General features: G+C 63.6%; 18 protein-coding genes and 1 pseudogene. 9 read left to right on the top strand and 10 right to left on the bottom strand.

What is annotated here, in order from left to right; genetic code table 11:
• Positions 1-5 precede the first annotated feature (5 nt).
• From NLM25_RS18260 to NLM25_RS18245, 4 genes are read right to left on the bottom strand one after another with little or no spacing between them, the layout of a single operon-like run.
• A complete protein-coding gene (locus NLM25_RS18260; RefSeq protein WP_254137901.1) occupies positions 6-788 on the bottom strand; it encodes a MetQ/NlpA family ABC transporter substrate-binding protein in 783 nt (260 codons plus the stop codon).
• A gap of 41 nt (positions 789-829) precedes the next feature.
• The gene (locus tag NLM25_RS18255; RefSeq protein ID WP_254118277.1) at positions 830-1,081 is read right to left on the bottom strand and encodes a hypothetical protein; all 252 of its coding nucleotides are present in this window, start codon (positions 1,079-1,081) and stop codon (positions 830-832) included.
• A 29-nt stretch (positions 1,082-1,110) separates the two neighbouring features.
• Complete coding sequence (locus NLM25_RS18250; RefSeq protein ID WP_254118276.1) at positions 1,111-1,908, bottom strand: MetQ/NlpA family ABC transporter substrate-binding protein; 798 nt, start codon at positions 1,906-1,908, stop codon at positions 1,111-1,113.
• Positions 1,909-1,944: 36 nt separating this feature from the next.
• Entirely contained in the window at positions 1,945-3,264 is a 1,320-nt protein-coding gene (locus tag NLM25_RS18245) for an O-acetylhomoserine aminocarboxypropyltransferase/cysteine synthase family protein (RefSeq protein WP_254118274.1), read from the bottom strand.
• 255 nt (positions 3,265-3,519) lie between these two features.
• On the opposite strand from NLM25_RS18245, the gene NLM25_RS18240 reads away from it, so the two are divergent.
• The 3 genes from NLM25_RS18240 (at position 3,520) to NLM25_RS18230 (ending at position 7,479) form a co-directional block, all read left to right on the top strand.
• Complete coding sequence (locus tag NLM25_RS18240) at positions 3,520-4,926, top strand: LLM class flavin-dependent oxidoreductase (protein ID WP_254118273.1); 1,407 nt, start codon at positions 3,520-3,522, stop codon at positions 4,924-4,926.
• A 186-nt stretch (positions 4,927-5,112) separates the two neighbouring features.
• Positions 5,113-6,078, top strand: a complete 966-nt coding sequence (locus NLM25_RS18235) for an aliphatic sulfonate ABC transporter substrate-binding protein (protein ID WP_254118272.1) — start codon at positions 5,113-5,115, stop codon at positions 6,076-6,078.
• Between the two features lie 60 nt (positions 6,079-6,138).
• Positions 6,139-7,479: an LLM class flavin-dependent oxidoreductase gene (locus tag NLM25_RS18230; RefSeq protein ID WP_254137900.1), complete on the top strand. Its 1,341-nt coding sequence runs from the start codon at positions 6,139-6,141 to the stop codon at positions 7,477-7,479.
• Between the two features lies 1 nt (position 7,480).
• Here the strand turns inward: NLM25_RS18230 and NLM25_RS18225 are convergent, their stop codons facing one another.
• Positions 7,481-8,572 carry an LLM class flavin-dependent oxidoreductase gene (locus NLM25_RS18225; RefSeq protein WP_254118269.1) on the bottom strand — a complete coding sequence of 364 codons (1,092 nt, stop codon included), beginning with the start codon at positions 8,570-8,572 and terminating at the stop codon, positions 7,481-7,483.
• Positions 8,573-8,909: 337 nt separating this feature from the next.
• On the opposite strand from NLM25_RS18225, the gene NLM25_RS18220 reads away from it, so the two are divergent.
• From NLM25_RS18220 to epsC, 6 genes and pseudogenes are all read left to right on the top strand, one after another.
• Complete coding sequence (locus tag NLM25_RS18220) at positions 8,910-9,710, top strand: ABC transporter permease subunit (protein WP_254124270.1); 801 nt, start codon at positions 8,910-8,912, stop codon at positions 9,708-9,710.
• Positions 9,707-10,459, top strand: a complete 753-nt coding sequence (locus NLM25_RS18215) for an ABC transporter ATP-binding protein (protein ID WP_254118268.1) — start codon at positions 9,707-9,709, stop codon at positions 10,457-10,459. The genes NLM25_RS18220 and NLM25_RS18215 overlap by 4 nt, the downstream gene beginning before the upstream one ends.
• Positions 10,452-11,456, top strand: coding sequence for an NrtA/SsuA/CpmA family ABC transporter substrate-binding protein (locus NLM25_RS18210; protein WP_254118266.1), 1,005 nt, complete (start codon positions 10,452-10,454; stop codon positions 11,454-11,456). The genes NLM25_RS18215 and NLM25_RS18210 overlap by 8 nt, the downstream gene beginning before the upstream one ends.
• 22 nt (positions 11,457-11,478) lie before the next feature.
• Positions 11,479-12,711, top strand: a complete 1,233-nt coding sequence (locus tag NLM25_RS18205; RefSeq protein ID WP_254118264.1) for an acyl-CoA dehydrogenase — start codon at positions 11,479-11,481, stop codon at positions 12,709-12,711.
• 42 nt (positions 12,712-12,753) lie between these two features.
• Positions 12,754-13,326, top strand: coding sequence for a flavin reductase family protein (locus NLM25_RS18200; RefSeq protein ID WP_254124269.1), 573 nt, complete (start codon positions 12,754-12,756; stop codon positions 13,324-13,326).
• Positions 13,327-13,332: 6 nt separating this feature from the next.
• Positions 13,333-14,275, top strand: a pseudogene (epsC, locus tag NLM25_RS18195) (serine O-acetyltransferase EpsC).
• Here epsC and NLM25_RS18190 read toward each other — a convergent pair.
• The 5 genes from NLM25_RS18190 to NLM25_RS18170 all read right to left on the bottom strand — a co-directional run bounded on the left by NLM25_RS18190 (position 14,272) and on the right by NLM25_RS18170 (position 19,745).
• The gene (locus tag NLM25_RS18190; RefSeq protein ID WP_254118261.1) at positions 14,272-15,138 is read right to left on the bottom strand and encodes an ABC transporter permease; all 867 of its coding nucleotides are present in this window, start codon (positions 15,136-15,138) and stop codon (positions 14,272-14,274) included. The pseudogene epsC and the gene NLM25_RS18190 overlap by 4 nt on opposite strands.
• A complete protein-coding gene (locus tag NLM25_RS18185; protein WP_254118260.1) occupies positions 15,131-16,006 on the bottom strand; it encodes an ABC transporter ATP-binding protein in 876 nt (291 codons plus the stop codon). Before NLM25_RS18185 ends, NLM25_RS18190 begins: the two co-directional genes overlap by 8 nt.
• Positions 16,003-16,953 (bottom strand): ABC transporter substrate-binding protein, encoded by a 951-nt coding sequence (locus tag NLM25_RS18180; RefSeq protein ID WP_254137899.1) that lies wholly within the window; start codon positions 16,951-16,953, stop codon positions 16,003-16,005. Before NLM25_RS18180 ends, NLM25_RS18185 begins: the two co-directional genes overlap by 4 nt.
• A 129-nt stretch (positions 16,954-17,082) precedes the next feature.
• A complete protein-coding gene (locus NLM25_RS18175) occupies positions 17,083-18,009 on the bottom strand; it encodes a TauD/TfdA family dioxygenase (RefSeq protein ID WP_254118258.1) in 927 nt (308 codons plus the stop codon).
• A gap of 296 nt (positions 18,010-18,305) precedes the next feature.
• Entirely contained in the window at positions 18,306-19,745 is a 1,440-nt protein-coding gene (locus tag NLM25_RS18170) for an FAD-dependent oxidoreductase (RefSeq protein WP_254118257.1), read from the bottom strand.
• Positions 19,746-19,883: the final 138 nt, after the last annotated feature.

Here is a 19,883-nt window from a genome sequence, read left to right as displayed (position 1 = left end):
ATTGTTCAGAACGCGGGGATCTGGCCCGGCAGCTTGTCCTTGATGATCTGGCGGATCGTGTCGTTCTGATAGGCGCGCACCAGCTTCGCGACCCAGGGCGCATCCTTGTCCTTCTCGCGAACGGCGATGAAGTTGTTGTAGGGATTGTTGACGGGGGACTCGATCGCGATGGAATCCTTGCCCGGGATGAGGCCGGCCGGGACGGCATAGTTCGTGTTGATGACCGCGGCATCGACATCGTCGAGGCTGCGCGGCAGCTGGGCGGCATCGATTTCGCGAATCCTGAGCTTTTTGGGATTTCCGGTCACGTCGAGCGCGGTCGGCAGAATCCCGACCCCATCCTTGAGCTCGATCAGCTTCTCGGCCTGAAGCAGCCGCAAGGCGCGGCCGCCGTTCGACGGGTCGTTCGGGATTCCGACCGAAGCGCCGTCCTTGATCTCGGCGACCGATCTCGCCTTCCTGGAATAGAGGCCGATCGGGGCCACGATGGTCTCGCCAACCGCGACGATCTTGTATCCCCTCGCGTTGATCTGGTTGTCCAGGAAGGGCTTGTGCTGGAAGGCATTCGCATCGAGATCGCCAACATCCAGCGCGGCATTGGGCAGCAGGTAGTCGTTGAAGACGACGACTTGAACGTCGAGGCCGTCCTTGGCGGCGATCTCCTTGACCTTGGCCCAGACGATTTCGGCATCGCCGCCCGATATCCCGACCTTGATCTTCTGATCCGCGGAGGCCGGTGCGGCGAACAGGGTAAGGGCGGCCATCACGAGAAGCAAGTGGCGTCTCATAGTCTGCGATCTCCTTCTTGAGCGATCATTTGTTTCGACGCCTAGCCGACGCGGGCGACCAGGACGTCCGCCGTGGCCTCCGCGAATTCGGAAGACATGTCGTGGAAGAGAGCAAGTTCCTGAACCGTCGCGGCACGCGGACGATGGCTCGACGCCATCGCACCTCGCTGGTTGAGGAAAAACCGGTCCAGCGCCTGCACAAAACCCGGCGAACCCGCGATCTCCGCAGCATGCCTCTCGCTTCCAGCCACGAAGGCAAAGCTCATCCGGTTGACGTCGACGACATAGATCATGGCGTGATGCCCTTGTGCAGCGCGCTATCCTAGCTGCTGAAGCCCGCCGGGATGAATGCCGGTAGCTTCTCCTCGATGAACTGCTTCACCTCGGGCGAGTTGAACACCTGGATGAACGCCTTCAGGCGCGGATCGTCCTTCTTGTCGGGGCGGGCTGTGAAGCGCAGCACAAGACCTTCGTCGACGGTGCGATCGATGATCAGTGCAGACTTCGGGTCGCCGCCGGCCGGGATGAGATAGGTGATGTTGACGAGCGCCAGCGTCACGTCGTCGAGCGAACGATAGGTCTGCGCGGGGTCGAGCTCGACGATCTTGAGGTTCTTCGGGTTTTCGGTGATGTCGAACTTGCTGACCGAAAAGCCCTTGCCCGGCGTCAGCTTGATCAGCCCGGCCCGCTCCAGCAGAATCAGCCCGCGCGCACCGTTGAGCGGCTCGTTCGGGATGGCGACGCTGTCGCCCGACTTGATCTCGTCGAGCTTCTTGATCTTCTTCGAGAACAGACCGACCGGCGCGATCACGCCGACCTTGTCGGCCTGCACCAGATTGAAGCCGCGCTGCTTGTTCTGAAGCGCGAGGTAAGTCGCATGCTGGAACAGATTGGCATCGACCTCGCCGCTGTTCACGACCTCGTTCAGCGCCACCCAATCCGACAGCTCGACGATCTTGACGTGCTGCCCTTTCTCCTTGGCGAGCTTGGCGGCAAAAGACGCCAAATGCCCAACGGGGCCGGCGCTGGTCGCGATCTTCAGCGGTTCGCCCGCGAAGGCGGCTGCCATGAATGCAAGCCAGATACCGGCAGCCTGGGCGGTACGACGAAGGATCTTCATTGTCTCAAATTCCCGTTTCAATTCAGGTGAAAGGTCTCACGCGGCCTTGCGCGCACCGGCATCGGCCTGCGCCAGCGCCTGGCCGAGGTCAGCCAGGATGTCGTCGGGATGCTCGATGCCGACCGACAGGCGGACGTAGCCGGGGGTCACGCCGGCTGCGAGCTGCTCGGCCGGAGTGAGCTGCTGATGCGTCGTCGATGCCGGATGAATGGCGAGCGAGCGGGCGTCGCCGATATTGGCGACGTGATAGAATAGTTTCAGCGCATCGATGAAGCGACGGCCGGCTTCGACGCCACCTTTCAGCTCGAAGCCGACAAGCCCGCCGAAGCCGCCCTTCAGATAGGCATCCGCCCTGCGCCGGTTCTCTCCGGTCTGCAGGCCGGGGAAGATCACGTTCGACACCGACGGATGCTTGGCGAGGAAATTCGCGACCTTCCCCGCATTCTCGTTGTGCTGGCGGATGCGCAGCGGCAGGGTCTCGAGGCCCTGGATGAACTGGAAGGCATTCTGCGGCGCGATCGATGCGCCAAGGTCGCGCAGCAGCTTGACGCGGGCGCGCAGAATGTAGGCAATCGGGCCGAGCGGCTTCGCGGCCTCGGTCCAGATCGCACCGTGATAGGCCTCATCGGGCTTGTTCAGCAGCGGGAAGCGATCCGCATGTGCGGCCCAGTCGAAATTGCCGCCGTCGACGATGGCGCCGCCGATCGCAGTGCCATGGCCGCCGATATACTTCGTGGTCGAATAGACCACCACCGCAGCGCCATGCTCGAACGGCCGCGCGATCAGCGGCGAAGCCGTGTTGTCGAGGATCAGCGGCACGCCAAGCGAGCGGCCGATGTCGGCAACTTCCTTGATGGGGAATACATTGAGCTTGGGATTCGGCAGTGTCTCGCCGAAATAGGCTCGCGTCTTCGCGTCGGTGGCACGGCGGAAATTTTCGGGATCGACGGGATCGACGAAACGGACCTCGATGCCGAACTGCTTCAGGGTTTGCGAGAGCAGCGTCCACGTGCCGCCATAAAGGTCCGTCGACGACACGATATTGTCGCCGGCCTGCGCGATATTGAAGATCGCGAATGCCGACGCCGTCTGTCCGGAGGCAACCGCGAGGGCGGCGGCGCCACCTTCGAGTGCAGCAAGCCTGTCCTCAAATGCCTGCTGGGTCGGATTGCCGATGCGGGTGTAGATCGGCCCGAGTTGTTCGAGCGCGAACAGGCGCGAGGCGTGGTCGGTGTTTTCGAACTGGAACGACGTGGTCTGATAGATCGGAACCGCCACCGCACCCGTAGCGGGGTCGGTACGATACGAACCACCATGCAACGCGAGCGTCTCGAAGTTCCGGGTCTCCAACGCCATCTGCAATTCCCTTGTCTGTCTCGAGAGCGCGCACCTTGCGCGGCAAGCGGTGCTTGTCGGCGAAAATGATGCGGTCGGATTCTGCGGCTGTCGAGCGCTTCAGGAAAATAGCGATGCGCGTACTGCATCATCGTGGCCTCGCAACGCGTTTGTTTCCGCGCGTTCGCCGAATTGGAAACAAACTCGCCCATGCAAAAATGTTAGAAAATGCCGAGCGGGGTGGACGTGCTTCGCAATTGACGATCGGATCAGACCATGACGCGACCGCGCGACCTGCGCTTCAACGCCTTCAACATGACCGCGCCCAGCCACAATTGGGCGGGCCTGTGGTCGCATCCGCGTGATGCCTCGATCGACTACAACACGCTCGACTATTGGACCGGCTACGCCAGGACTGCGGAGCGCGGATTGCTCGACGGCATTTTTCTCGCGGACGTGTTCGGCGTGTACGACGTCTATGGCGGAAATGCCGAGGCTGCCGCGCGGCATGCGGTCCAGCTTCCCAACGCGGACCCGACGCTACTTGTGTCCGCCATGGCGCTCGTCACGGAGCATCTCGGCTTCGGCATCACGTCGAACCTGACTTTCGAGCATCCCTACCAGCTCGCACGCACGTTCTCGACACTCGACCATCTCACCAAGGGCAGAATCGGCTGGAACATCGTCACCGGCTACCTCGACAGCGGTGCACGCGGCATGGGCCTTCCGGCCGGCCGCGCGCATGACGATCGTTATGATGCGGCCGAGGACTTTCTCACCGCGGCCTACAAGCTATGGGAGGGAAGCTGGGAGGACGACGCCGTCCGCCGCGATCGCGGCAGCGGCATCTTTACCGATCCTGCAAAGCTTCATCGGGTGGTGCATGACGGTCCCTATTTCAAGGTCGACGGCATCCATCTGGCCGAGCCCTCGCCGCAGCGGACGCCGCTACTGTATCAGGCTGGCACCTCGAAACGCGGCCGTGCCTTCGCTGCCCAGCATTCGGAAGCGATCTTTCTCAACGGCCAGACCAAGCCGATCCTGGCCCGCGCCGTCCGCGAGATACGGGAGGCCGCCAAGGCCTTTGGTCGCGATCCCTACGACATCCGCCTGTTCGCCGGCGCGACCGTGATCGTGGCGCCGACACGGGCCGAGGCGAACGATCTGCTCGAGGACTATGCGCGGCATGTCGACCAGACCGGCCAGCTCGCCTTGTTGTCGGGCTGGACCGGCATCGACTTCTCGACCTATCGGCCTGACCAGCCGATCGAATATGTCGAGAGCAACGCCATCCAGTCGATGGTCGAGAATTTCACAATACGCAGCGACCGGCCGGTCAATGTCGGCGATCTCGCCCGATTGAGCCGTGCCGGCGCGCGGTCGCCCTTCGTGGTCGGCTCGCCGCAGGACGTCGCCGACGAGCTGATCGCCTGGGCTGACGAGACCGACGTCGACGGCTTCAACCTGTTCCGCCTGGTCGCTCCGGAATCGCTGAATGCCTTCGTCGATCTCGTGGTGCCGGAGCTGCAATCGCGCGGCGTCTACAAGACCGCCTACCGCGAGGGCACGCTGCGCGAAAAGCTGTTTCCGGGACGTGGCCCGCGGCTGCACACGACGCATCCCGGCGCGGGTTTTCGGCGGTTGCCGTCAAAGAGTTCGTTTCATTCCGACGCCGCCGAATAGCGCTGCTTGCCGGTGCGCTTTACCGCAGGGGAAATCCCGTTCTCGCATTGAAACCCGCCGGAGAATGTTCGTTCCCTGCCGAACCATACCTTGAAATTGCAAGGCGAGCTCGTTTACAGGCACATTGCGGACTTGCTGCTGTGACAACGCGCCGCCGAAAGCGGCTCAGCTTCAGGACAATTCTTCATGTCTCATCTCACGTCCCGCCTGCGGATCCTCGCCGCGGCCACGCTCGGCCTCTTTGTCATGGCGGCCGTTCGGCCTGCGATGTCCGAGGAGATCCGCATCGGCTATCAAAAGTCCTCGACGCTGACGGCGATCCTGAAAACGAACGGTGAGCTCGAGAAGGCGTTGAAGCCACTCGGCATCACGGTCTCATGGCACGAATTCACCAGCGGCTTGCCGTTGCTGGAGGCCATCAATATCGGGAGCATCGATTTCGGCGCCGACGTCGCCGACACGGTGCCGATCTTCGCGCAGGCGGCCGGCGCCAAGCTCGCCTATATCGCGGAGGAAGCCGCCTCGCCGGCGGCACAGGCGATCGTGATTCCGGAATCTTCGGCCATCAAGACCGTCGCTGAACTCAAAGGCAAGAAGGTGGCCGTGACCAAGGGCGCGGGCAGCCACTATCTGCTGCTCGCAGCACTGGCGAAATCCGGGCTCAGCTTCAAGGACATTACACCCGCTTATCTGACGCCGGCGGACGGCCGCGCGGCCTTCGTCAGCAACAATGTGGATGCATGGGTCGCGTGGGATCCGTTCCTGACCAGCGCCCTGCACCAGACCAAAGGCAAGATCCTGTCCGATGGTAGCAATGGCCTTGCGAGCTACAAGCGCTATTACCTCGCCTCCGCCGCTTATGCGAACAAGCATGCCGAGGTGCTCAACGTGATCTTTGCGAAGCTCTCCGCGACCGGAAAATGGGTGAAGGCGCAGCCGAAGGAAGCTGCCACATTGCTCGCCGGGCTCTGGGGTATCGACGCGGCAACCGTCGAGGAAGCCAACAGCCACCGCTCCTATCAAGTGGGCGCGGTCACCGGTCCGGGCCTGTCCGAGCAGCAGCGCATTGCCGATGCATTCCACGCCGAAGGCCTGATCCCCGTGAAGATCGACACCACGGTCATCAAGATCTGGTCGCCGAAGGGTTCCTGATCAGGTTGCTCGCCTTGCTGCGTACCATGATCGGACAACGCGCTGACCTCTGGAATTCAAATGCCGCCACGTCAACTGCACCTGAACGTCAACCTGCTTCACTCCGGCGTCTATCCGTCGGCCTGGCGCCTGCCGGACAGCGATCCGCGCGCCTTCTTCGATCTCGGCCATTACGTGCGCGTGGCGCAGATAGCGGAGCGCGGCAAGCTCGACGCGATCTTTCTCGCGGATTCCCCGGCCGTGAACGATCGCATCGACTACCGGTCGTTCACCTCGCTGGAGCCGACCATCATTCTGGCGACGGTTGCAGCCGCGACAACGCACGTCGGCCTGATCGGCACCGTGTCCACGACCTACAACGAGCCCTACAACATCGCGCGCCGCTTCGTGACGCTAGACCATGCCAGTGGCGGCCGTTCGGGATGGAACGCGGTCACCACCGCAGATGCCGCTTCAAGCCGCAATTTCGGCCTCACGGGTGCAGTGGAGCACAAGGCCCGCTACGAGCGCGCCAAGGAATTCACGGAAATCGTCCACGCGCTGTTCGACAGCTGGGAGGACGACGCCTTCGTCGGCGACAAGGCGAGCGCGCGGTTCGTCGATACGTCGAAAGTGCATCCGATCGCGCATCGTGGCCCGTATTATTCGGTGGCGGGGCCGCTGAACGTGCCGCGCTCGCCGCAGGGGCGGCCAGTCACGGTGCAGGCGGGCGGCTCAAGCGACGGCCGCGACTTCGCAGCGGCCTACGCTGAAGCCGTGTTCACGCTGGCGCAGTCGATCGAGGAAGGTGTTGCCTATGCGCGCGATCTGCGCACGCGTGCGGCGGCTTACGGGCGTTCCGGCGATTCCATCGTCACACTGCCCGGATTGGCCACGGTCATCGGCGGCACCGAGGCCGAAGCGAAGCGGCGGCAGGATGAACTCTGGGAGCTGGTCCCGATCGAATACAGCCTGGCGCGTCTTGCCGGCACGCTACAGATCGACCCTTCGCTGCTCGAGCTCGACAAGCCGCTTCCCGATCCGTTGCCGCTTCCCGCCAACGCCAACCACACCATGTTCCAGGGCACCGTGAACATCGCCCGCCGCGACAACCTCACCGTCCGCCAATTGATCCGCGCCCTCGGCGGCGGCGTCGGTCATCGCATCATCGTCGGCACGCCAGAACAGATCGCAGACGATATCGAGGCCTGGTTCAAGGCTGGCGCCGCGGACGGATTCAACCTGATGCCGGATGTTCTGCCGACGGGGCTGGAGACCTTCGTCGACACCGTCGTACCGATCCTGCAGAAGCGCGGCCTGTTCCGGACCAACTACACCGGCACGACATTGCGTGACCATTTTGGTCTGCCGCGACCGCCGAGCCGCTTTGCTAAGCGAGCGCCGGAAGTCGCTTCGGCCTGAGTTACGCCAGAGACCGGGCGATCCTCCCGGACGGCCCGTCCGACTGTCTCGCCCGAACGCGGGGGATGATCTCTTCCGCGAAGCGCCTCATCTCGGCTTCGAAAGGTTGGAATTGCAGCATGAAGAGTTCGATGCCCGCCGTATGGAACGCCTCGATGCGCGCCGCGACCTCGTCGTAGCTGCCGACCAGCCCGGCGGCGGTGCCGCCATTGCTGCCGACCCGCGGCGTCTTCTGCATGGTCTGCATCATCACAACCTTCGGGTCCGTATTCTGCTTCTGGATCGCCTTCATCGGCGCATCCTTTGCGGCAAGGCTAAGCAGCCGCTCATGAGCGGCCTGCGCCTCTTCCCGGGTCTCCCGCGCGACGACAAAGGCGGATAGGCCGAAGCGCAATGGCGGCGCCGAACCGCGCGGGCGGGCCGCGACATCCGCAATCAAGCCGGCGACGTCGTCGAGCGGCTGGCCGTTGATGAACCAGACGTCGCCATGGCCCGCGACCAGATCGCGCGCCGGCTCGGATTCGCCGCCGACATAGATGAGGGGGCGCTTGCGATAGAGGCTCGTCGGGCGCAGCGCGTAGTCGGAGACGTTGAAGTGATCGCCGCTGAAATCGAGACGCTCCCCCTCCATCAGGCGGGACACGACGGAGATCCACTCCTTGCCATAGGCATAGCGCGCATCGTGCTCGGGAAAGCCAATCCCGGCCTTCTCCAGCTCGGGCCGGTTCCAGGCATTGACCAGATTGATCGCAAAGCGACCGCGGCTGATGTTCTCGATCCCGAGCGCCAGCTTGGCCAGCACGACAGGATGATAGAGGTACGGCTTGATCGCCGCGATGATCTCGATCCGCTTGGTCAGCGCCGCAACCGCTGCCGCCGCGCTCCACGCTTCGAGCTGGTCGAGATCCTCCTGGTGCGGATTGATCGTGTGCTGCGCGATTAATGTCGAGTCGTAGCCGAGTTCCTCGGCCGCAAGAATCAGATCGCGATTGCGCTCCCAGGAGGCATCATACGGCTCCTCCGGATCCTGATGTGCCGCACGCGGCCCATGGACCAGCGCCCAGATGCCGAAGCGAAGCGGTGCGGTCGTCATCGTACTCTCCCGTGAATATCTTCACCTCGCGCGTTCTCGCCAATGCCCGGCGCAAGATCAAGCAGACGGACAGCAAAAGATTTTCTTTGTCGCGCATCGGCGCCGCGACGACAGCGGATCACTCCGGAGCGGACGACAATTGAAATACCGCTCTATTTCTGTCGACCCGATTTCGTGGGACATTTTATCGGGACAACAAGTCACTGGCGTCACACGGCTTGCATTGAATGCAGTGCGTGAAACGAGGTCTCGCGTCTTGAGCAATATCGAACTGAGCGACATCGACCGCACTGCGATTGGCGCGGAGGGCGGACCGTCGTCGCGAATCCACGAGAAGATGCGCGCTCCGGCTTCGGCGAGAGGCAAGCTCGGCGCGCGTGGCCTTCAGCTTCTGTCGTGGCTCGCGCCGGTGGTACTGGTCGTCGTCTGGGAGTGGCTGGCGCAGACAGGATTTCTCTCGCCACACGTGCTTCCCGCTCCGAGCAAGGTTATCCGAACCGCATTCAAGCTCGCAACCACGGGAACGCTGCTGAACGATCTCGGCGTCAGTCTGCTACGAGCGGCGTCGGGATTCGTGATCGGCACGGCGGTCGGCGCAACGCTCGGCATTCTCGTCGGATTCTCCAGGATCGCTGAGGCAGCGATCGACCGCAGCGTCCAGATGATCAGGGCCATTCCATTTCTGGCGGTCCTGCCCCTTGTCATCGTCTGGCTCGGCGTCGGCGAAACGCAAAAGATCTTCCTTGTCGCACTTGGCGTCACCTTTCCGATCTACATCAATACCGTGCTCGGCATTCGACAGGTGGACCCCAAGCTGCTCGAGCTCGGCCGCGTTCAGGGCCTGAGCTCCGTTCAGCTGATCCGCCGGATTATCCTGCCCGGGGCGTTGCCGTCGATTCTGACCGGGGTCCGCTATGCGCTGGCGACGGCGTGGCTCGCGCTGGTCGTGGCTGAAACCATTGGGGCACAGTCCGGCATCGGCTTCCTCGCCATGGACGCGCGTGAATTCCTGCGCACCGACGTGATCGTGCTCACAATCGTGATCTATGCGCTGATCGGCGTCGCGGCGGACGGCATCGCGCGCTTCCTTGAACGGCGCATGCTCGCCTGGCATCCGAATTACGGAGCGGCACGATGAACGCGCATGTTGCTCCCTTGTCGGCGGCCTCGTTCGAGGCCGGACCGGCTGTCGTCGTCAGCAATCTCGTGCGCAGCTATGGCAATCGCGTCGTCATCGAACGGCTGAACCTGCGCATCGAACGGGGCGAGTTCGTTGCCCTGCTGGGCGAGAGCGGTTGTGGCAAGACCACCTTGCTGCGCGCGCTCGCAGGTCTCGATTCCGTTCAGGCCGGTCGTATCGTGGCGCCGCGGCGGCCGGCCGTGGTGTTCCAGGAGCACCGGCTTTTGCCCTGGGACAGCCTCTGGCGCAATGTTTCGCTTGGCCTGCAGGTGCCCAACGCGCGCCAGCGCGCCGCCGAGGCCTTGACCGAGGTCGGCCTCGGCGACCGTCTCGACGACTGGCCCCGCAACCTCTCCGGCGGACAGGCCCAGCGCGTCGCACTTGCCCGCGCGCTGGTCCAGCAGCCCGAACTGCTGCTCCTCGACGAGCCCTTTGCTGCACTCGATGCACTTACCCGCATCCGCATGCATGAGCTCGTCCGCGAGTTGGTCGCCAATCATCAACCAGGCGTTCTGCTCGTCACCCACGACGTCGACGAAGCCATCGCTCTGGCCGACCGCATCCTGGTGATGCGGGACGGCGCCATCGCTTACGAGCACCGCGCCGTTCGTAACGGATCGACACCCATCTCGCGCAGCGAACTCCTTGGCGAGCTCGGCGTGAAGTCTCAATCCTCCACTAATTCACTGGAAGGCCCGTATGTCTGACTCTCCCATCGCCAAGCCGTCCCGGCGCAACTTTCTCGGCACTGCAGCCTTCGGCGTCGGTGCCCTCGCCGGCCTGAACATCGGCGGTTTTGCCGAGGCCGCGACAGGCCGCACCACGGACACGGTGCGCCTGACCTGGGGACTCAGCGGCCTCAATTTGATCGCCAAGGAACGTGGTGAATTCGAAAAGGTCCTGGCCAAGGACGGTATCAAGGTCGAATGGCTCGGGCCTTTCCCGAACCATGCGCCGACCCTGCAGGCAGTGACCGGCGGCAGCGCCGATTTCAGCTTCGGCGGCAGCACCACGCCGGCACTGGCGGCGATCATTGCCGGCTCACCCTTGGTGTTCACCCAGTTCGTAGTCTACGAGCCCCGCACCACAGCCATCATCGCCAAGGACGGTTCCGGCATCGACAAGGTGGAAGACCTCGTCGGCAAATCGGTCGCGGTCAACCGCTCCGGGCTCGGCGAATTCCTGCTGGTGGCCGCGCTCGAGAAGCACAAGGTCGACCGCTCTGCGGTCAAGTTCGTCTATCTCAATCCCCCCGACGCGGCGCCGGCGCTCGCCTCCGGCAAGGTCGATGCCTGGTCGATGTGGAGCCCCGGCGTCGATATCGCTCGCCTCGAATACAAGGCGCATGACATTTTCCTGGAAGGCCGCGATCTCGACTTCCAGATCGATTATACGTCCTACCTCACCACCCGGAAATTCGCGACCGACAATCCCGCGCTGGTGCGCGCCGTGAACGATGCGTTCCGTGCTGAAGGGAAGTGGATCTCGGAGAACGGCAAGGACGCCGAGTACATCGCCCAAAAGGCCGGCAAGTACAGCGACGAGGTCCGCGACCAGTTCATCGCGCTCAAGCGCCAGTACCGCTACTTCGCCGTCAACGACGAACGGTTCATCAGCGAGCTGCAAAAGGCCGCCGACTGGCTCGTCGCCCGCAAGGTTTTGCCCGAGCCGGTCAAGGTGACCGACCATCTCGCCCAGCTCTGAGAACGTGACCAACAGGCCAATCATGAACAAGACCGTTTCTGCCCCGTCCTTGACGACATCCGAGCCACTCAAGACAGGCTCGCCGGAACTGGAGGCGCTGCTCAACCAGATCGCCGATGGCGCGAGCGCGCGCGAGCGCGACCGTGTGCTGCCCTTCGATGTCATCGACCTCATTCGTCGCGGCCGCCTCGGTGCCTTGCGGCTGCCCATCGCCGCTGGCGGTGCCGGCAGCACGATCCGCGATCTTTTCGCTTTCGTCATCCGCCTCGGCGAGGCCGATGCGAACGTGGCCCATATCCTGCGCAACCATTTCAGCGTGGTTGAGCGGCTGGTGCGGACCCCCAAGGACGATCAGAGCCGCGAGTGGCAGAAGGCCGTCGCCGAGGGCGCGATCATTGGGCTTGCGACGACCGAGCTCGAAAGCCCGCGCGTCGGCAATGTGACGCCCGGCACGACGTTTACGCCTGACGGGAGCGGCGATTTCCTGCTGAACGGCACCAAATACTACAGCACCGGCACTCTCTACTCCGATTTCGTCCTGGTCCGCGCGGCCGATCCTTCGGGAGCGACCAGCGCGACGATCGTTCCGATCAAGCGCGAGGGCATCGAGCTGGTCGACGATTGGGACGGTCTCGGCCAGAGGCTCACAGCCACCGGAACGACCCACTTCCGCAACGTCAGGATCAAGCGGCAGGAAGTCGTGTTCGACACGCGCGACGGCGGCTACGGCGTTCCCTATTCCAACACGTTTGCCCAACTCTTCCTGACCGCGATCGTCGCGGGGATTGCGCGCGCGACCTTGCGGGACGCCACCGCGCTCGTGCGTTCGCGCAAGCGCACGTTCTACTATGCCCCGACCGAAATCCCGACCGATGATCCGCTTCTGCAGCAGACGGTGGGCCAGATCGCCAGCGGCGCTTTTGCGGCCGAGACGGTCGTGCTTGCCGCCGCCGAAGCGCTGGATGTCGCGACCGACGCGTTTGACGCCGGCGCGTCGAACGCCACGGAGGCGGCCCACACCGCCGCGCTGCTGTCGGCCAAGGCCAAGATCATTGCCGATGATTTCGCGATCCGCGGCGGCAGCCTGCTGTTCGACGTCGGCGGCGCCTCGGCGACCAAGAAAGTCACCAATTTCGACCGTCACTGGCGCAATGCGCGAACGCTCTCCTCGCACAATCCGACCACCTACAAGGCGCGTTCGATCGGTGAGCACGAGATCAATGGCACGCCGTTGCCGGCAAAGGGCTTCTTTTAAGCCATGCCGGCGCGCGAGGGTCCGCCCCAGGGAGAAACGGATATGGGAAGATCCGATATCCATCTTGTCACTGACAGCAATGAGATCGAGCGTCAGTTCCGCGGGGTCATGCGCCGCCTCGCCGGCGGCGTCAGCATCATCACTGCCGGGCGTGACGACGACATCACGGGCATGACGGTCACGTCGCTCACCTCCTTAAGCGCAAGCCCGCCGCGTGTGTTGGTCAGCGTCAATCGCCAGGCGTCATCCTTCGCATTGATCGAGCGCTTCGGTACGTTCGGCGTGAACATCCTCGGCTCTGACCAGCAGGATCTGGCAGACCGCTTCAGCAACGCCCGCCTCAAGGGCTCGCAGCGCTTCGAGGGCATTGCCTGGTCTGCCGGAACCTCGGGCGTGCCACTCCTTGGAAACTCGCTGGCGACCGTCGAATGCCGGGTCGAGGAGATCATCGAGCGCTATTCGCATGGAATCATCGTCGGCAGTCTCTTGAGCTTCGAGCTGTCGCCCCACCTCTCCGGGCTGGTGTACTGGAACGGCCAGTACATCGAGATCAACCACGATTTCGACCTCGATCTTCTCGCCGAGATCAGCATTCCCCTGGCACATGTCAGATGAGATGGGATGAAGCACGAATTATCACGCAAACCATCCGACGATCGCGGCCCCGATAGCCCGGCCCAGAAGCGCTGGCAGCTCGAGCAACTCGTCGCGGCACTCCGTGTCTCCCGCGAGGAGACCCACAGCATTCGCCGGGATGGCGAGGCCCGCCGCGCCGTCGCGCGAGGCGCTCCAGTCGATCTTGGACGGCTTCACTGAAGCACTGTTCCCCCGCCACTACGGCCAGTTCGATCTCGACGGCGAGAATATCGACTATTTCGTCGGCAACCGCCTGAGCATCGCACTCGACGGCCTCTGCGACCAGGTTCACCGCGCTGCGCTGTTCATCGGGGACGAGCTCGTACCCGGCTTCGAGCGTCAGGACGCGATCGAGCTGACGCGCCGATTCGCCTCGCAGCTTGCCGATGTCCGCGGGCTGATCATCAGCGACCTCCGCGCCGCCTTCGTTGGCGACCCCGCCGCCAGGAACTTTCCGGAGATTCTGATCGGCTATCCCGGCATGACCGCGATCATCCATCATCGCCTCGCCCACATTCTCCATCAGTTCGGCGCGCGCCTGATTGCTCGCCTGGTCGCGGAGATCGCGCACACAAGGACCGGCATTGACATTCATCCCGGCGCCAGCATCGGCTCCGGCTTCTTCATCGATCATGGCACGGGCGTCGTCATCGGCGAGACCGCCATCATCGGTGACAATGTCCGAATCTACCAGGCCGTGACGCTCGGCGCCCGGCACTTTCCGACCGATGACGACGGCCATCTGATCAAGGGCGACGCGCGGCATCCGATCGTCGAGGACGATGTCGTAATCTATGCCGGCGCCACCATTCTCGGCCGGGTCACGATCGGCCGGGGCTCGACCATCGGCGGCAACGTCTGGGTGACCCAGGACGTGCCGCCGAACAGCATGGTCACCCAGGCTACGGCCCGCAACAAGCAGAGCTAGACAGCCGGCGCCTTCCAGCGCGTCAGGCGGCGTTCCAGCGCCTCGAGGATCGCGTTGAAGACAAGGCCAATCACGGTGATGCCGAGGATGCCGAAATACATCTGCGGGATCAGAAAGCTGTACTGGCTGTTGATGATGAGATAGCCGAGGCCGGATTTCGCGCCGACCATTTCGGAGGCCACCAGCACCAGCATCGCGGATGCGCTCGCGAGCCGAATGCCGACGAAGATCGTCGGCAGCGACGCCGGCAGGATCACTTTCCGGAACAGCTGGCTTGGCGTCGCGCCCATCGTCCGTGCCGACTTGACCAGCAGCGGATCGACCTGGCGGACGGCCGCGATGGTATTGAGCAGCAGCGGCCAGGCGCAGCTATAGATCACCATCGAGACCTTCGAGAGCTCACCGATTCCCAGCAGCAGGATGAAGACCGGCAGCAACGCAAGCGGTGCCGTGTTGCGCGCGATTTCGATGATCTGGTTGAGGAGATCGCCGAGCCGGGCATACCATCCCGTCAGCACACCCAGCGGCACGAACAGGGCGATGGCGATCAGGAAGCCACTGAGCGCGCGTAGCAGGCTGGCGCCGACGTCGTCATAGAGCTCTCCGCTCTGCGCGAGCTGCCAGCCCGCGGCGATCACCTCGGAGAACGGCGGCAGGAACGTCTGGTCGATCAGGCCGAGTCGCGGCGCCGTCTCCCAGAGGGCGAGAAACAAGAGCAGCAGCAGGGATCTCTGCCCGATGGCGCCGAACCATCGCGCGACGCCGCCCGTGGCTGCGGCCAGCGCGCCGGCGCGTTGCCTGGCGCGGTCTTTCGGGCTCCCCTCGGCCAACTCCAGCAGCGTCAGGATCTCCAGATTAGACATGGGCCAGCTCCTTCGCCTTTGCGCCGCGCTCGCCGTCCGGAGCGCGCACCTGCGATCCTTGCGCTTGCGACCCTTGCGCCTTCAGCACCTCGTCGCGCAGCAAGGACCAGACCTCGTGCCTGACCTGCCCGAACCGGGGCAGCGAGCGGACGTCTTCGGTCTCGCTGTGCAGCTCGTCGGGGATATCGACGACCTGCTTGATACGGCCAGGACGCGAGGTCATGACGGCAACGCGCTGGCCGAGGACGACGGCCTCGTCGATGCCGTGCGTGATGAACAGGATGGTCTTTCCGGTGCTGCGCCAGATTCGCAGCAACTCGCCCTGCAGTGTCTCGCGCGTCTGCGCATCGAGGGCCGCGAACGGCTCGTCCATCAGCAGAACCTCGGGGTCATAAGCAAGGCTGCGGGCGATCGCGACGCGCTGCTTCATGCCGCCGGAGAGCTCGTGCGGATAGCGGTTGGCGAAGCCGGACAGTCCGACCAAGTCGAGGTAATGCAGTGCCCTCTCCCGCCGCTCCCTGGCTTTCAGGCCGGCAATGTCGAGCCCGAACTCGACGTTCTGCGCGGCCGTGCGCCAGGGAAACAGCGCATATTGCTGGAACACGATGCCGCGGTCGCGCGCCGGCCCCTCGATGGGCTTGCCGTCGAGGAGGATGCGCCCGCTGCTCGGCGTCGTCAGCCCGCCGAGCAGGTCCAGCAGGGTCGACTTGCCGCATCCACTCGGCCCGACCAACGCCAGGAATTCGCCGGCACGAACGTCCAGCTCGATATCTTCCAGCGCGGTAAAGCGCTCCGTCGGCCCGCCATCCTTACCGCGGACCAGGAATTCCTTCCGCACATGCTCAAAGCGGATCTTGGCCGTGGTCATTTGGCCTCCGCGGTCTTGCCGGGGCGGAAGTAGTTGAACGCGTTGGTGTAGAGATCGGACGGTTTGAGCTGGTCCTGCTTCAGGAGACCATCCTTCACCAGCCAGTCGACCCAGACCTGGAGTTCGGCATCGCCGATCACGCCGCCCTTGGTCGCGACACCCGTGCTCTTCCAGTATTTGATGGGCGTTGCGTCCTCGTTGCGCTTGCGCTCGGCGATGACGCGCTCAAAGCGGGCCCGAACCTCTTCCGGCGGCGTGGTCTGCGCCCAGGCGATGGCACGGGAGATGCCTTCGATCAGCTTGCGCGAAGTGTTCGGGTTGTCCTTGATGAACTTGTCCCGCAGCACATAGGAGCCGCCAGTGAAGTTGCCGAAGATGTCGGTATCCGCAAACAGCCTCCGGATGCCGCCGCGTTCCAGCGCCTTGTCGCGCAGCACGCCGTTGAGCGTGCTGACCTCAACCTGTCCCTGCCGCAACGCCTGCTCGCCCGTGACCGGTGGGATCGCGACCAGCGTCACCTGTTTTGCTTCCGCCGGCGTCAGGCCGTTGCGGGCCAGATATTCGCGCAGCACGAATTCGAGATGCGCACCCAGCGTGTTGACGGCGACCTTCTTGCCGATCAGATCCCGCGCGGATTTGATCGGGCTGTCCTCCTTCACATAGTAGCCGTTGTAGGTGTTGTCGTCCGAACCGTAGTACCCGACCACCGCCTTGATCGGCGCCTTGGCGGCGATCAGCTTGATGATCGCACCGTAAAAAGCGCCGCCGATGTCGATATCGCCGGTGACGACGGTCTGGATGTCCTGCGGACCGCTGATGGTGTTGCCGATCCATTTGAGCTTGAGCGGAGCCAGATAGCCGAGGTCGTCGGCGAGCTCGATGAATGTGACCTGGCCGGCCCAGCCCTGGTAGCGGATCTCGGTCTTCTCGAGCTGCGGCTCGGCCATGGCACTTCCGACGAGACCGATCAGGCCAAGAGCGGTAAGGCCGAGTTGACGGCCTCTTGCACGCAAACCGGCAACCAGGCGGCGTAGTGTGGAGATAGCAATTCTCATCGTGTTCACTCCTTACCCGCCTCAGGCGGCCTTGGCTTGCGGCTTGGCCGACTTGATGCGGGTCACGCTCTGGCGGCCGTCGATGCTAACAGGCACCTCGCCATCGATGGTCGCGCGGCGCACGACGCGATGCTGATCGCCATAATCATTAACGGCGTAGTGCTGGGTCGCACGATTGTCCCAGATCACGACGTCCCCCTGTCTCCAGCTCCACCGCACGGTGTTCTCCGGCGCGGTGATGTGCGACTGGAACAGGTCGAACAGCTTCTGGCCGTCATATTTCGGCAGGCCGACGAAGCGCTGGACGAAGTTGCCGAGCACCAGCGTCCGCTCGCCGGTTTCGGGGTGGACGCGAACGACCGGGTGCTCGGTCTCATAGATCGTCCCGGTGAAGACCTCCTCGAAGTGCTTCCTGTCGGCTTTGCTCGCCCGCGTCTTCACGGCGTAGTCGTAGGCATTGCTGTGCACGGCCCAGAGTTCATCCGCGAGCTTGCGCAGCGGAGCCGGCAGGTCGAGATAGGCCGCGGCCGTATTCGACCAGATCGTGTCGCCGCCGAACTCAGGGATTACGACCCCGCGCAGGACGGAAATCTTGGGATAGGCATCGACGAAGGTGACGTCGGTGTGCCACTGGTCCGCGCGGCCGCCGCCTCGCCCGGAATCAAGTTCGAGGATCGACGCCGTTCCCTTGGTTGCGCCGACCGTCGGATGCGGCACCAGCTTGCCGAGCCGGACGGCAAACCGCTCCTGCTCGGCGTCGTCCAGATGACCCTGGTCGCGGAAGAAGATCACCTTGTGTTCAAGCAGCACCTGATTGATCGCTGCAATCGTCCGATCCGGAAGATCGCCCGAGAGCTTGATGTTCCTGATCTCCGCGCCGATACGGGCGGACCGCTTGACGATATCCGCACGCGGAATGACGTTGTCGATGGTGATTCCGTCAGTCATGTCATCTTCCCCGAGACCGCGATCCATTTGGACAAGGCTCCGCCGTTCGCCGATCGCTGCTGCGACGGCGGAGTGAATGACAGTGATGTTGCGATCGATCCTCTTGCAGGACTGCCGTCTGCTCTGGCGGCAATCCCGTCTGGCGGGACCTTTCCGTGAGAGCTGCATCCATGCAGCTCTTGTTCAGTCACACGATGCTAACTCAACGACTTCGGAAATAGCTTCCAAAGTTCGAAGCAAGTAGAAAACAGACGCACCATGGTCATGGCTTGTCCAGTTGCGACTTGCGCTCTCCTCTATTCCGCCGCGACGATGTTCGGCGACCGCCAGACGGCCGACGCATAGAGCGACGGCTCGAAATCGTCGGCGATGGGCCCGTTGATCCGCCCCTCATGCGCGGGAAGGTCGTCGAGGAATAGATCGCGGCTGATCCGCGCAACGACGCCTGGAATATCGCGCTTGAAGCTCGGCACGTCTCCGATCGGCAGGCCGAAGCTGACGAAGGCCGCCGGGTTGAACACGTGAATGTTCCGCAAGTAAGGTGCACGGCCCGGCTCCTTCTCCAGGAATTCGTGCCCCGCGCCAAGATAAGGGTGCGCACCGAGGAAATCGTCCTGCTCGCCCGCTGCCGGCGAGAAGCGGTCACGCCATAGCAGGATCTCGTGGGAAAAGGCGACGAGCTCCGGCCGTCTGGCGAGATCGACCTGGTAGCCCGTACCGGCGATGACGAAATCGAATGCGATATCGCCCTGCGACGTGGTCGCAAGCAGCCGCCGCCCGAACGGCCTGGCTGAGGTCCACGGCGCCGCCAGATGCAGGTGGAAGTTCGGGGATTTGACCACGCGTGCGATCGCGTCGGGCGGCGGCGTCGACCCGGCGCGGCGGAAACGAATGGCCTGATGCCAGCGCAGCGCATCCGGCAGCGCCCCGTAATTGTCGTATGCACCAGGATATCCACGCGTCCTGATCACGGGCTCCGACGCAATCCTGTCGCGGCGCGCGAACAGATGCACCTCCCTCGCCCCGCCTTCGAGTGCAACCGCCGCAGCGTCGAACGCGGACGCCGCGCTGCCCAGCACCGCTACCGACTTGTCGCGCAGCTTGCCGAAATCGATCGCCTCCAGGGTATGTGCATAGAGCTCCTTGGGCAGATGGCGCGAGAGCACCTCGGGAATGGACGGACCGCCGTTGCTCGGAAAACCGCTGGCCAGGATGATCTTACGGGCGGTTTCGGTTCTCGCCTCACCGCCGACGTCGAGATGAAGCCGCAGGTGATCCTGCACCGGTTCGATGCGGAGAAGCCTCGTCCGGTAGCGCACCTCGATGCCAAGCGTCTTGCGATACCAGTCGAGATAGGCTGCCCAGTCCACACGAGCAATTCGATCGATCGCCTCGTATGCAGCCGCGCCATGGCGCGCCTCATACCAGGCCTGAAAGCTCAACCCGGGCAGATCAAGCTCCGGTCCCGGCAGGCTTTTAGGCGTGCGAAGCTTGTGCATGCGCGCGCTGCTCAGCCACGGGCCGGACGAGGCCGCGTCACTTGCAGCATCGATCACCGTGACCTTGCCGATGCCGGCGCGGCGCAATGCGAAGGCAAAAGCGCTTCCGGATTGCCCGCCGCCGATGACCGCGACGTTGTGATCAATCGCGTGACGATCCGGGACCCAGTTCTGCGGATCTGGACCAATCAATCGCAAGGTCTCGCGAGCCGCGTCGTCGATATCGGATTGAAACATGTTGCACCCGGATTTGTCTGCATCAGATGCGACCAAATCGTAGAAGCCAACGACGCTCAGTCAATGAAATGGAATTGGTTTTGTTTGCGGGCTCGAACAACGAACTCACCATGACGTCACGGCGCGTCGAACGATTTG

This window comes from Bradyrhizobium sp. CCGB01, from assembly GCF_024199795.1.
Classification (GTDB): Bacteria; Pseudomonadota; Alphaproteobacteria; order Rhizobiales; family Xanthobacteraceae; genus Bradyrhizobium.
The sequence above is the reverse complement of the archived record's forward strand: the minus strand, read 5'-3'. Positions and strand labels throughout refer to the sequence as shown.